This window comes from Rhizobium sp. Nf11,1, from assembly GCF_050587665.1.
GTDB lineage: Bacteria > Pseudomonadota > Alphaproteobacteria > Rhizobiales > Rhizobiaceae > Rhizobium.
In genome coordinates, this window is sequence record NZ_JBOBHU010000046.1 from 1 (window position 1) to 12598 (window position 12598).

A 12598-nucleotide genomic window follows, 5' to 3' on the forward strand; every position below is an offset into this window, starting at 1 on the left:
TCAGCTGATCGAGTGTCACCATCTCGAGCGCCGTCTGTTCAGCAGCAGGTTTCTTCAACATGTCCCAATGAATCACAAACCCCTGCACCAAGCCAGGGGTTTGTCAGCAGTCTGACCCCGCGAGGTGATCGCGGGGTTTCGCATTTCCAGAAAGGCGAAATGCCGATCAGCTCTTGGCCTTTGCCGGCACCGGCGTTACCGCTGCTGTGGTCTTGCCGCCGGGCGCGTAGCCGCCGCCGACCGCAATGTTCAGCGAGACGTAGTCCTTGGCCATCTGCTGGACGGCCTGGGCAAGGCTTGCCTGGGCAAGCGAGACCTGGCGCTGTGCATCGAGAACGTCGAGCAGCGAGGAGGCGCCGTCCTTGTAGGACGCGGTCGACAGTTCGAGCGTTTCCTGCGTGGTCTTTACCTGAGCCTGTAGGGCTGCGACCGTGCGGGCGTCACGGCGGACAGCGGCGAGTGCGTTCTCGACCTGTTCGACCGCGGTCAGCACCGTCGACTTCCAGTTGAGGTAGGCGGTCGCGGCAGTGGACTGCGCCGACTTGACGTTGGCGCGCAGACGGCCACCATCGAAGATCGGCAGGTTGAGGGTCGGGCCGAAGGACCAGGGGGTCAGGTCGCCATGGATGCCGCGCTGGTTGATGTAGGACGGCGAGATCGAGCCGCTGAGCGAAATGCTCGGATAGAGCTGCGCCTCGGCAACACCGATATTGGCCGTTGCGGCGGCGAGATCACGCTCGGCGACGCGAATGTCGGGACGGTTGCGGATCAGGTCCGCCGGGATGCCCGAATTGATGCCGCCACGGAAGACCGGCTGACCGCGACCCTTCAGCAGCTCGTCGACGAGGGCCGAGGCCGGCAGGCCAAGCAGCGTGGCGATGTGATGGGCGGATATACGGATGTTGGTTTCGAGGCCGGGAATTTCGGCGAGCGTCGACTGTACGAGGCCTTCGGCCTGAACGACGTCGAGACGCGAGGCGGCGCCGGCTTCAAGCTGGAACTTGGTCAGCTCGTAGGTTTCCTGACGGGACTTCAGGTTGGCTCTCGAAAGCGCCAGGCGTTGCTGATAGTAGCGAACATCGATGTAGCTGGAGACAAGATCCTGCACGAGAGTCAGCTTGGCGACGTCGGCGGATGCGTATGCCGAATCGAGCGAAGCGAGCGCACTTTCGGTGCTGCGCTTGTAGAGGCCGAAGAGATCGAGCAGCCAGGTCAGCTGGACTTCGCCGGCACTGGTGTTGCGTGTGTCGAACTGCGAGCGCAGCTCGCCCTTCTGACCGCTGACCGTGTGCGAAGCGCCGACATTCAGGTTCGGCAGGGCGCCTGCGCCGGCGGTGGTGACGTTTGCAGAGGCCGCATTAATGCGTTCGATTGCCTGCTGGACCGTTAGATTCTGCTCGAGCCCGGCCTGGACATAACCATTCAATTTGGGATCGTTGAAGGCCGTCCACCAGGCTGCGGTAGCAACGTCACCGACACTTTTCGTGCCGCCTTCTCCGAATTTGGCGGGCAACGGCATTTCAGGAGGAGCATGATCCGGGCCAACAACGCAGCCCGACAGTAATAACAATAATGCCGGTGTGGCAAAACGAAGAGATACCATTCATTTCATCCTGTACTCGAGCAAGTCAATTCTTGTCCGAAGCTTCATGCTTCACTATCGCAGCCGCGCCTCGTCCTACCACAAACACACACACCGAAGCAGTCGGGCGCAATGTAGCAATCGGAACAGCATTATCACAGTGCATTTATATCACACTCCTGCCGCATTTTTGTCGCGTGTGGCAAAGATGCGTCGAATGACGACGTAGAAGGACGGCACGAAGAAAATTCCGAGCATCGTTGCCGACAGCATGCCGCCGAGAACGCCGAGGCCGATAGCGTTCTGCGCCGCAGAGCCCGCGCCCGTAGCGATCGCCAGAGGCACGACGCCGAGGATAAAGGCAAGCGATGTCATAATGATCGGCCGCAGGCGCAGCCGCGCCGCCTCCAGTGTCGCCTCGAAAAGGCCCATGCCGCTTTCCATGCGATCCTTGGCGAATTCGACGATCAGGATCGCGTTCTTCGCCGCCAGGCCGATCGTGGTGAGCAATCCGACCTTGAAATAAACATCGTTAGCCTGGCCGAAGAGTGTTGCCGCCGCCAGGGCGCCGAGAACGCCGACCGGCACTGCCATGATCACCGAGAAAGGAATCGACCAGCTTTCGTAAAGTGCTGCCAAGCAGAGGAAGACGACGAGTACCGAGATCGCATAGAGCATCGGCGCCTGTGAGCCGGAAAGGCGCTCCTGATAGGAAATGCCCTGCCAGGCCACCGTGTAACCGCCGCCGAGTTGCTCGGTCAGCTCTTCCATTTCGTTCATGGCATCGCCGGAGGACACGCCGGGCGCGGCGGCACCATCGAGCGGAATCGCGCTGACGGCGTTGAAGCGGGCAAGCGAAGGTGCGCCCTTCACCCATTCGGTTTTGGTAAAGGCGGAGAAGGGCACCATCTCGCCGGCCGTGTTGCGGGCATACCAGTGATTAAGATCGTCCGGCTGCATGCGGAACGGCGCGTCGCCCTGGACATAGACCGGCTTGATCTCGCCGTTCAGCGTGAAGTCGTTGACATCGCGGCCGGTGAAGATGATCGACAGCATCGAATTGACCGAGGCGATGTCGACGCCCATGGCGCCGATCTTTTCCTGATCGAGCACGATGCGCATCTGCGGCTCGACTTCCTTGTTGCTGCTGCGCAGCGCCACGATCTTACCCGAGCTGTTGCCCATCTGGATCAGCCGCTTGGAAGCAGCCGTCAGAGCGTCGTTGCCGTGGCCGCCGGTATCGACAAGATACATGGAAAAGCCGCTCGACACGCCGAGGCCCTGAATCGCCGGCGGCAGGAGCGCGAAGACCTGTGCCTCGCGCATCGCAAAGAAGCTGCGCAGCGCCCGGTTGACAACCGACTGGGCGCTCAGATTTGGATCAGTGCGCAGCGAAAAATCCTTGAGCTTGGTGAAAACGATGGCGCTGTTTTGGCCGGAGCCGTTGAAGCCAAAGCCGAGTGCGCCGAAGACGGATTCGACGGCATCCTTCTCATTCTCGCGATAATAGTTTTCCACCTTCTCGACGACGGCCTGAGTCTGCTGCGTCGTCGAGCCCGGCGGCGTGGTGACGATAGTCAGCAGCACGCCCTGATCTTCCTGCGGCAGGAAAGAACTCGGCAGCCGGGTGAAGAGGAAGGCGCAGCCGGCGCCGACGAGAAGGAAGACCAGCATGACGCGGATCGGGCGCTTCAAGAGATAGCCGATAGTCCTGACATAGCCGTTGGTCGAGCGCGTGAAGTTGCGGTTGAACCAATCGCCGACGCGGTGTTTCCGGTGTTCGCTGACCGGCTTCAGCATCGTGGCGCAGAGCGCCGGTGTCAGCACGATGGCGACGAGCGCCGACAGCAGCATGGCCGAGACGATGGTGATGGAAAACTGGCGATAGATGATGCCGGTCGAGCCGCCGAAGAAGGCCATCGGAATGAAGACGGCGGTTAGCACGAGCGCAATGCCGACGATGGCGCCGGTGATCTCGCCCATCGATTTCTCCGTCGCTTCGAGCGGCGAAAGCTTCTCTTCGGACATGATGCGTTCGACGTTTTCGACGACGACGATCGCATCGTCGACCAAAAGCCCGATGGCCAAAACCATGGCGAACATCGTCAAAGTATTGATCGAATAGCCGGTGGCCGCCAGCACCCCGAAGGTGCCCAGCAATACCACGGGAACGGCGATAGTCGGGATCAGCGTTGCCCGAAGATTCTGCAGGAAGACGAGCAGCACCACGAAGACGAGCACGATTGCCTCGATCAGCGTATGCACGACCTTCTCGATCGACAGTTCCACGAAGGGCGTCGTGTCGTAGGGATAGGTAATCTTCACGCCTTCCGGCAGAGTGCGGCCGATGACATCGAGTGCGGATCGAACGCGTGCGGCCGTATCGATGGCGTTGGCGCCGATCGCGAGGTTGACGGCAAAACCGCTCGAAGGCAGGCCGTTGTAACGCGAACTGCCGCCGTAGCTCTCCTGACCGATCTCGATGCGCGAGACATCGCTCAGGCGCACGGTCGCGCCGTCCTTTTCGACCTTCAGGATGATGTGCTCGAAGTCGGCGACGGTGGTGAGCTGGCTTTGCGCAGTGATGGTGACGTTGAGCTGCTGACCTGACATCGTCGGCTGGGCGCCGAGCGAACCGACGGAAACCTGAGTGTTCTGCGCCTGGATCGCCGCCGTGACGTCGCTCGGCGTCAGCTGATATTTCACTAGCTTGAAGGGATCGAGCCAGATGCGCATGGCGTATCCGGAACCGAAGACGTTGATGCTGCCGACGCCTTCCAGCCGCTGGATCTGATCCTCGATGGAGGTCGACATGATGTTGCCGAGATCGACCGAATTGCGCTTGCCGTCAGTTGAAACGAGTGAGCCGACGAGGAGGATGCTCGAGGTCGAGCGCGTCACGCTGATGCCGGCATCGATAACATCGCCCGGAAGCTGCGACTGAACCAGCTGCAGCTTGTTCTGCACCTGCACTTGGGCGATGTCGGGATCGATGCTGGTTCCGAAAGTGAGCTGGATGCTGGCCGATCCGGTCGACGAAGTCGAAGTCATATAGGTGAGATCGTCGAGGCCGGTCATGCCGTCTTCAATGATCGTCGTTACCGATTTTTCGACGGTCTCGGCGCTGGCGCCGCGATAGGTGGCGTTGATGCGAACCGTCGTCGGGGCGATGTCGGGATATTGCGAAATCGACAGGGTGAAGATCGCCAGAAGGCCGGCGAGCATGATGGTGATCGCAATGACCCAGGCGAAAATCGGACGTCGGATGAAAAACTTGGCCATCGATTGTTCCTGTGCGGCTGAGACGGTGACGATGCGGGCTCGGAGCGATTACTTCGCTGCGGGCTTCTCAGCGTCACCGGCCGCAGGCTGCTCGGCAGCCACGACCACGCCATTGTCGTTGATCTTCATCGGAACCGGCTTCACCGGCATGCCTGCCGTGACCGACTGGAGGCCGGTGACGATCAGCTGATCGCCGTCTTTGATGCCTTCGGTCACCAGCCAGGAATTGTTGGAGGGCGAGCTGTTCTCAAAGGCGCGGGTTTCGACCTTGCCGTCGGCGGAAACGAATTGCGCCGTCAGCCGGCCGTTGGCGTCGCGGCTCGTTGCCAGCTGCGGCAGCGCATAACCGGTTTCGGCGCCGAGCTCGACCGTGGCGCGGACATACATGCCGGGCAGCACGATACGATCGGGATTGGGGAAAAGCACACGAATGATGAAGGTGCCTGTGGTTTCGCTGACCACCTGCTTCGACATGTCGAGCTTGCCCTGCTGACTATATTCCTTGCCGTCTTCGAGGATCAGGTGGAAGGCGACATTCTCCGCGCCCTTGATATCGCCGGCGGCCATCGCATCGCGCAGCCTCAGCAGATTGGTGCTCGACTCGGTGAGCGAGATGTAGATCGGATCGAGCTGCCGGATCGTCGTCAGCGCCGTCGTCTGGTTGGCCGAGACGACATTGCCGATATTGTAGGCGGTCTGGTCGATGACGCCGTCGAAGGGTGCGACGATCTTCGTATGGTCGAGGTCGATCTGTGCCGCGGAAAGGGCAGCCTTTGCCGACTCGACCTCCGCCTTCGCCTGGAGAAGCGTCGTTCTGGCCGTCTCATATTCGATCTGGGTGGCGCCGCTGCCGACGAGGCGCTGGTAGCGTTCGAGATTGCTTTCAGCGCTCGGCACGCTCGCCTCGGCTTTGGAGATGGCGGCCTTGGCCTGCTCGACGGCGGCGATATAGGGCGCATCCTCGATCTGATAAAGAAGGTCGCCCTTCTTGATCTCTCCGCCTTCCTTAAAGGCGATTTCGCGGATGATGCCGCTCACCTGCGGCCGGATATCGGCCGTCTGGAAGGCTTCGGCGCGGCCAGGAAGAATTGTCGTGATTGGGAAACTCGCCTTCGCCATGGCGATCACCCCGACGGGGGTTGCCTGCTGCGCGGCCGCGCCGGCATTGCCCGCGGGCTTGCCGGCGTTGTCGCTGCAGGCGCCAAGCAATGCGCCGGCCATCAGGGCCGAGGAGATGAGAACGGCACGCCGAATCATTCTAATTCCTTCATGCGGTGGCAATCGCCGTCGATCCACGGGCTCGGCCGGGCCGAGGCAGGCTTATTTAAGCGTCAGGATGAACTTGGCCTCAAATGCCATAATCCCGGGTCTAACAAAAGCTTTACGAAGTGACGTAATTCAGCAACCGTCACTTAGCAAGCGCTATTTTGCAGTGCGGCATCGACAAAGCCGACGATTTCCTCGGCACGATGCACCAGTGTCTCAGTGTCGTCGCGAACGATGAGGACAGGGTGCAACACGCAGGCCAGCACATCGGCGACGGTCTGTGCGGCACGCTGAGGGTCGCGGCAGTGATAACGTCCTTCCACCATGCCTTTGCGGATGATCTCGCCGAGTTTCTCCTCGATACGGGCGCGATAGCGATTGCCGGCTTCGAGTTTGGCTTCGATGGTCGAGAGCACCATTTCGAAGATGTAAGGGTTCTTCTGGATATCCTGCAGATGACCCTCCAGCAGGCGCAGGACGAAGCGGAGCAGTTGCTCTTTTGCGGGCATGTTCTGGTCGAGGGGGACAAAACGCTCGGCGGCATTGTCGAGATGGCGCCCGGCGATGGCATCGACCAGCGCCACCTTGGAACGGAAATGCTTGAAGACATTGGCGGGCGACATGCGCAGCGCAGCTGATATATCGGCGATCGACACTGCGGCGAAGCCACGTTCGCGAAACAGCATCTCCGCCATCGAGAGGATGTCCTGTCGCGTTTCCTCGGCCTTGCGTCTCGGCCTTCTTGCCATCCGTCCCCCGCCGGGCCGCGCCCGGTACTCCTTTTTTGCCGATGCTAGCGCTATTCAGCGAAAACTGCCAAGCCGATGCAAGGCCCGGCGGCTTTCGCACGTCGCCTTTTCAAGGGAAATAGGGGGCGAGGTTGCTGCGGACACGGGCAAGCGGCGTCTCACCGCTATTGTCGGGAACAAAGCGCTCGCCGGTTATCGCCTCGTAGGCTCTGATATAGACGGCCGAGGTCTGCTCGATCAGTCCGGCGGGGATTTCTGGAATCTCATCCTTATAAGGATCGCAGCGCTCCGCCACCCACGCACGGACGAAATCCTTGTCGAAACTATCCGGGCGCTTGCCAGCGGCAAAACTTGCCGGATAGGTTTCAGCAAGCCAGTAGCGGCTGCTGTCCGGCGTGTGGATCTCGTCGGCGAGGATAATATTGCCGTCGCCATCGGTGCCGAATTCATATTTGGTATCAACGAGGATCAGGCCTTGCCTCGCGGCCATTTCCTGGCCGCGGGCAAAGAGCGCGAGTGCATATTTCGACAAGGTTTCCCACTGCTGGCTGGTCAGAAGGCCTCGCGTGACGATTTCAGCAGGCGTCAGCGGCTCGTCATGGCCTCCGTCGAATTCCTTGCTCGTCGGCGTGATGACGGGTTCCGGCAGAATCTGATTGTCGCGCATGCCGTCCGGCAGACGCATGCCGTACATTTCCCGCTCACCCTTCTTATAGAGGGTCAGGATCGAGGTGCCGGTGGTGCCGGCGAGATAACCGCGCACGACGATTTCAACCGGCAGGATGTCGAGCCGCCTGCCGATGACCACATTTGGATCGGGATAGTCGAGCACGTGGTTCGGGCAAATGTCCCTCGTCGCCTCGAACCAGTAACGCGCCGTCTGCGTCAGCACCTGACCCTTATACGGAATACAGGTGAGAATGCGGTCGAAAGCGCTCAGCCGATCTGTGCTGATGATGATGCGGCGTCCGTCGGGAAGGTCGTAATTCTCGCGCACCTTGCCGCGATAGTAGTTCGGCAGTTCCGGGAAATGGGCTTCGGAGAGGATTCGCACGGCGCTCGACTGTCCTTGTATTTGGCTGATGGCTTCCTGCTCTAGTTTCATTACCGGCGAAGTCAAGCCAAGCGGAAGTATCGCATCACAGCCAGAACAGAGCCAGAAGAAACAGAGCGAGGCCGTAAGTTGCGACGGCAAGCGGCCAGCCGGCCCGCAGGAAGTCGCTGAAGCGGTAACCGCCGACGCCCATCGCCAGCGTATTGTTGTGATGGCCGAAGGGCGTCAGAAAATCGAGCGAGGCCCCGACGGCAACCGCGATCAGATAGGCGTCGGGTGGGTGCCGCCCGATCCTCGCAAATTCGAGTGCGATCGGGGCGAGCACGATTGCGACCGTCGCGTTGTTGACGAAGGGCGTCAGCGCCATTGCGAGGAAGAGGATGAGGGCGATGCCGGAAAGCGCATGGTTAACCGGCACGATGAGGCTCAGCCAGCCGGCAATCGCTTCGGCCGCTCCGGTGCTGGCCACTGCCTGGCCGATCGGAATCATCGCCGCGAGCATGATGATGATCGGCCAGTTGAGGTCGGCCATCGCCTGGCGGATATTGAGATGATTGAGCAAAGCGAGGACGAGGACGACACCCGCAAAAGCGACCTCGGGATGCAGGCCCGCCGCCGACGCGGCGACGCCGCAGGCAAACAATGCGAAAGGCCGCCAGGAGAGGAGGGGCGGTTCAGCTGAAGCTGTCGGAGCAAGCGGCAGGCACTCGCTTTCCTCCAGCGCTTCGGCAATTGCCGTACGCGGCCCTTCCAGCGTCAATATATCGCCGATCGACAGTTGCAGATCGAGAAAGCGGCCTTCGATGCGCGGTGTGCGCATGGAAAGAGCAGTGACTGCGACGCCCCGATTGTGAAAGACTTCGAGTGAACTGACGCGCGAACCCACCAGCGTGCTTTCGGGCATGACGACGGTTTCGACCCGGGTGAAATTTGGCGGCCGAATATTCAGATGGGCATCTACCACCAGGGCCTGTGTGGCGGCAAGGCCGGCAAAGATGTCATCGGCGCCTTCGGCAAGCAGCACGTCGCCCGCGCTGATCATCGACTGGTCGAGCGGGCCAAACACGAAGTTGCCGTCACGGATCAGCGCGTGCGGTTTGATGCCGAAGCGGGTCCGACACTCCGAAAGCCGCGTGCCGATCAGCGGCGAAGCATTGGGAATGCGACGTTCGACGACGACGCGACGCGAGCCCTGGGCGAGCGTTGCCGGCACTGTGTCGGGTTCCGGGAACAAGTATCGGATCCGAACGGCGATGAGCAGGATGCCGACGATCGCGACTGGCAGCCCGACATAGCTGAAATCGAAGAAATGAAAACCCGCACCGGACGTCTTGGCAAGCGCATCGCTGACGAGCAGGTTGGCCGGCGTGCCGATCAGCGAGACGAGGCCGCCGAGCAGGGCTGCAAACGAGATGGGCATGACGAGCTGACGGCGGGGGATTGAGAGCGCCACGCCGAGCCGCAGCGCCACCGGCAGGGTGATCGCAAAGGCGCCGATATTGTTCATGAAGATGGAAAGAAAGCCTGCCAGCGAGGAAGCGCCTGATATGACCTTGAAGTTCGACGGTCTTGCGGTTGCGACACGCGCAGCGAGGTTGTCGAAGAGCTTGGCGCGTGCGAGCACCTGGACGATCAGCAGGATTTCGACGACGGTGATAACGACGGGGCTGGCGAAGCCCGCGAAGATCTGATCGACTGGGTAAAGTCCGAGCGCATAGCCGGCGAGCAGGCCGGCAATCGCAGTCACCTCGATGCGTATGCGTTCGAGCGAGAAGAGAACGAGCATCACCAGCAGAAGGATCAGCAGGGATGCTTGCTCAAACGACATGGGCGGATCCGGTGTTTCATCGATGGAGGCATGTCGCTGTACCGCAACCGCTGCAGATTTCCGGGTGACAGGCCTTGGGCGGACTGTAGTCGTTCCTCATCTGCTGTACAGAGGCGTCAGCCGGCAAAATTGAACGATGTCACGTCTTCGGTCGGGCCGAAACCTGCCAGCGGCCCTCGGCATTCCGCTCCAGCACGGGCGTTGCGAAGACACCGCGGACGCGCGCGACCCACTGCGGCCCGGCGGTTGCGAGGCTGTCGCGCCAACGCTCCGATTGCAGCATGGCCGCGCCTATGACGACGGGTTCGATGCCGCAGGCCGTCAGCAGATCAAGGCCCGAGACGATCGATGCGCCGCTGGAAATGACGTCATCGATCAGGGCGACGCGCCGCCCGGTCAGCAGCGGCAACATGCGCGGATCGATATAGAGGCGCTTGTCCTGTGTCGGCGTCGTGATCGATGACAGAGGAACGGAGAGCTCGTCGCGGTACCAGAACTTGCGCGAGGTGCCGAGCGGGACATAGCGGTCGTGACCGAGCTTCTGGGCAACGGCGGCTGCAAGCGTCAAGCCGAGCGTCGGCAGGCCGGCGACGACGTCGACGCCCATAGGCCCGAGCTTTTCGGCGAGACCGTCGGCCAGCGCGTCGAGGACGGCGAAGCTCGCCTGGTTGACAATCAGCGAAGCGAGGGCGTGATCGCCATCTGCCAACACGCGTATCGGCAGGCGAAGCTGGCGGCCGTCTTCCAGCGTGGCGACATAGAAAGTCGTGAACTCCCGATCGTGGGGAAAGGTGCCGGGCGGGTGAATCTCCTGCCAGAAGTCATGCGGCGCCATCTCCGACAGATCGGTCAACGTCTCGCCCTTTCCATGCCGGCTGTTCGGCGCAACCCCTGCAATTCTCCTTCGGTCAGCGCACGCACGGCGCCTTTTGGGAGTTCGCCGAGTTCGAGCCCGCCGATTGCGACCCGCACAAGGCGCAAACATTCGGCCCCGAGCGCCTCCAGCATACGACGGATCTGACGATTGCGGCCTTCATCGAGCTCGACCTCGATCCATGAGTTTCTGTCGCCCTGGCGCAGGCGTCGTGTGGCGGTGGCCGTCAGCAATTCGCCGTCATGACGGATGCCGGATGTCATAGCGGCAATCTCCTCGTCGTCCATGAGGCGGTCGATCTGGACATGATAGGTTTTGGTCACATGGGTGAGCGGATCGAGCAAGGTCTGGGAGAACTCGGTGTCGTTGGTGAAAAGCAGCAGGCCTTCGCTCGCCTTGTCGAGCCGACCTACAGGAGAGAGGTGCGGGATGTCGAAATTCTTGAGGCAATCATAGACGGTCGGCCTGCCCTCGGGATCATGGCGGGTCGTGACGAGCCCGCGTGGCTTGTTGAGCATCAAATAGATTTTTGCCTCGGCGGCAATGACAAGTCCATCGACGCTGATCCTCGCCGTCGACAGATCGACCCATGCAGAGGCATCGCTGACGGTACGGCCGTCGATGGCGACGCGGCTTTCGGCAATCAGCCGTTCGGCCTGCGTACGGGAGCAATAGCCGAGTTTGGAAAGGGCGCGCGGAAGGGTGACCCGCTTGCCTGCAGTGTCGGCGGCAGGCTTCAGCCGCTCGCGTGTCTTATGCGATGGGCGCCGGTCCCTCATCTGCCATCCCTGTCCAGCCTCGATGCCGCTTCTTGGCACGAACGGCCCAACGATGCCAGCGTGACAACGAAAACTAAGGAATGATAGGGTTGCAAAGGACGTCAGCGCTTCGGATAAAGCGCCGTCTGGGCGAAAACCGGTTGGTCGCGCCGCCTCAGCGGCAGGCCATGAAGCCTGCCAGTTCCTTGCGGCTGACGACGATGCCGGCAGCGGCCTTCGCTGGGTCGGGATGAGTATAGGACAGGCTTGGCATTTCCGGCAGCTCGAGCGCCTGACGCATATTCATGATGCCGACCGCGTAACGGCCGTTAACGCCGTCGGCGCTGACTTCAATGATGCAATTGGCCCTCTTATTGTCCATTGGTTGTCCTCCCGTTCGTTTTTTATATTGCCATCCCTTGCATTAAAAATTGGTTTTTCTGAGACATAAGCGTTTACGCACCTCGCCGAAAATGGCTCGGCGGGTGCGTAAAAGAGCCGGCTTCGAGGCGGATTGAGCGCTCAGTGCCACCAATGGCGAGGCTGCGGCTGTGAATTGCCGGATAGCAGGTAGCCAAAGAGGAAACCGACCGCCCCGGCAAGCACCAATGCGGTGGTCGTTGCGGCCGCATGCTCGCGGGCGGCGCCGGCGGCGGCTGCGCCTTCGGCCCGGATTTGGGCGACGGCGTTTTTTGCGCGGGGCAGGGCTTCATCGTAGGCCTTGCCGGCGCGGCCGCGCACTTCGTAATAGGCCTCGGCGCCTTGGGCGGAAATCATCTTCTGCAGACGAGAGACTTCCTGCTGGAGCGCAGCGATGTCCTTGCTGACAGATGCTCTGATGTCATCGGTGTTGGCAGCCATGTCGGTCTCCTTCCTTCAATGGGAAAGACAACACCTCAAACGGTGATAGGTTCCGAAATTGCAGCTGCTGATTTATGACGGAAATTTAAGTTCGGCTTCCAGCCTCGATTTAATCCTCGATTAACCATAAATTGGCTCAAAGCGCTGTTTTCACGCGATTTTTCGCCGGTTGCGGGCGGCAATTCGGGGATTTTTGACCAGCTGATAAAGAAATCTTCGGAAATTTGTCGCGAACACGCCGCCTGTGGATAAAGAACGCAAAGAAAATAGCTGCAAAATCAGTCTGTTACAAAAATGTCAAAAAACTTTTGGAATGGCTGTTGACTTGGAAAAGGGGGTGGGAT

General features: G+C 60.8%; 10 protein-coding genes. All 10 read right to left on the reverse strand.

Annotated features, from left to right (window positions below):
- Nucleotides 1–166: 166 nt before the first annotated feature.
- Nucleotides 167–1603 (reverse strand): efflux transporter outer membrane subunit, encoded by a 1437-nt coding sequence (locus ACQ7C1_RS31160; protein ID WP_085779280.1) that lies wholly within the window; start codon nucleotides 1601–1603, stop codon nucleotides 167–169.
- A gap of 150 nt (nucleotides 1604–1753) precedes the next feature.
- Complete coding sequence (locus ACQ7C1_RS31165; RefSeq protein WP_430961141.1) at nucleotides 1754–4864, reverse strand: efflux RND transporter permease subunit; 3111 nt, start codon at nucleotides 4862–4864, stop codon at nucleotides 1754–1756.
- A gap of 48 nt (nucleotides 4865–4912) precedes the next feature.
- On the reverse strand, nucleotides 4913–6121 hold the full coding sequence (locus ACQ7C1_RS31170) for an efflux RND transporter periplasmic adaptor subunit (RefSeq protein WP_430961142.1): 1209 nt from the start codon (nucleotides 6119–6121) through the stop codon (nucleotides 4913–4915).
- A gap of 155 nt (nucleotides 6122–6276) precedes the next feature.
- The gene (locus ACQ7C1_RS31175; RefSeq protein ID WP_085779277.1) at nucleotides 6277–6879 is read right to left on the reverse strand and encodes a TetR family transcriptional regulator; all 603 of its coding nucleotides are present in this window, start codon (nucleotides 6877–6879) and stop codon (nucleotides 6277–6279) included.
- Nucleotides 6880–6988: 109 nt separating this feature from the next.
- A complete protein-coding gene (locus ACQ7C1_RS31180; RefSeq protein WP_430961144.1) occupies nucleotides 6989–7933 on the reverse strand; it encodes a phosphoribosylaminoimidazolesuccinocarboxamide synthase in 945 nt (314 codons plus the stop codon).
- 85 nt (nucleotides 7934–8018) lie between these two features.
- Entirely contained in the window at nucleotides 8019–9761 is a 1743-nt protein-coding gene (locus ACQ7C1_RS31185) for an SLC13 family permease (protein ID WP_430961143.1), read from the reverse strand.
- Between the two features lie 139 nt (nucleotides 9762–9900).
- A complete protein-coding gene (locus ACQ7C1_RS31190; RefSeq protein WP_221157636.1) occupies nucleotides 9901–10596 on the reverse strand; it encodes a phosphoribosyltransferase in 696 nt (231 codons plus the stop codon).
- Between the two features lie 14 nt (nucleotides 10597–10610).
- Nucleotides 10611–11414, reverse strand: a complete 804-nt coding sequence (locus tag ACQ7C1_RS31195; protein ID WP_183698960.1) for a pseudouridine synthase — start codon at nucleotides 11412–11414, stop codon at nucleotides 10611–10613.
- 154 nt (nucleotides 11415–11568) lie between these two features.
- A complete protein-coding gene (locus ACQ7C1_RS31200) occupies nucleotides 11569–11775 on the reverse strand; it encodes a hypothetical protein (RefSeq protein WP_085779273.1) in 207 nt (68 codons plus the stop codon).
- Between the two features lie 140 nt (nucleotides 11776–11915).
- On the reverse strand, nucleotides 11916–12254 hold the full coding sequence (locus tag ACQ7C1_RS31205; RefSeq protein ID WP_085779272.1) for a hypothetical protein: 339 nt from the start codon (nucleotides 12252–12254) through the stop codon (nucleotides 11916–11918).
- Nucleotides 12255–12598 lie beyond the last annotated feature (344 nt).

Bases quoted from the DNA above. Each gene is read 5' to 3' on its own strand.
- ACQ7C1_RS31190 (WP_221157636.1), bottom strand. From the start codon at position 10,596: ATGGCGCCGCATGACTTCTGGCAGGAGATTCACCCGCCCGGCACCTTT.
- ACQ7C1_RS31205 (WP_085779272.1), bottom strand. From the start codon at position 12,254: ATGGCTGCCAACACCGATGACATCAGAGCATCTGTCAGCAAGGACATC.
- ACQ7C1_RS31170 (WP_430961142.1), bottom strand. From the start codon at position 6,121: ATGATTCGGCGTGCCGTTCTCATCTCCTCGGCCCTGATGGCCGGCGCA.
- ACQ7C1_RS31160 (WP_085779280.1), bottom strand. From the start codon at position 1,603: ATGGTATCTCTTCGTTTTGCCACACCGGCATTATTGTTATTACTGTCG.
- ACQ7C1_RS31200 (WP_085779273.1), bottom strand. From the start codon at position 11,775: ATGGACAATAAGAGGGCCAATTGCATCATTGAAGTCAGCGCCGACGGC.
- ACQ7C1_RS31185 (WP_430961143.1), bottom strand. From the start codon at position 9,761: ATGTCGTTTGAGCAAGCATCCCTGCTGATCCTTCTGCTGGTGATGCTC.
- ACQ7C1_RS31175 (WP_085779277.1), bottom strand. From the start codon at position 6,879: ATGGCAAGAAGGCCGAGACGCAAGGCCGAGGAAACGCGACAGGACATC.
- ACQ7C1_RS31195 (WP_183698960.1), bottom strand. From the start codon at position 11,414: ATGAGGGACCGGCGCCCATCGCATAAGACACGCGAGCGGCTGAAGCCT.
- ACQ7C1_RS31165 (WP_430961141.1), bottom strand. From the start codon at position 4,864: ATGGCCAAGTTTTTCATCCGACGTCCGATTTTCGCCTGGGTCATTGCG.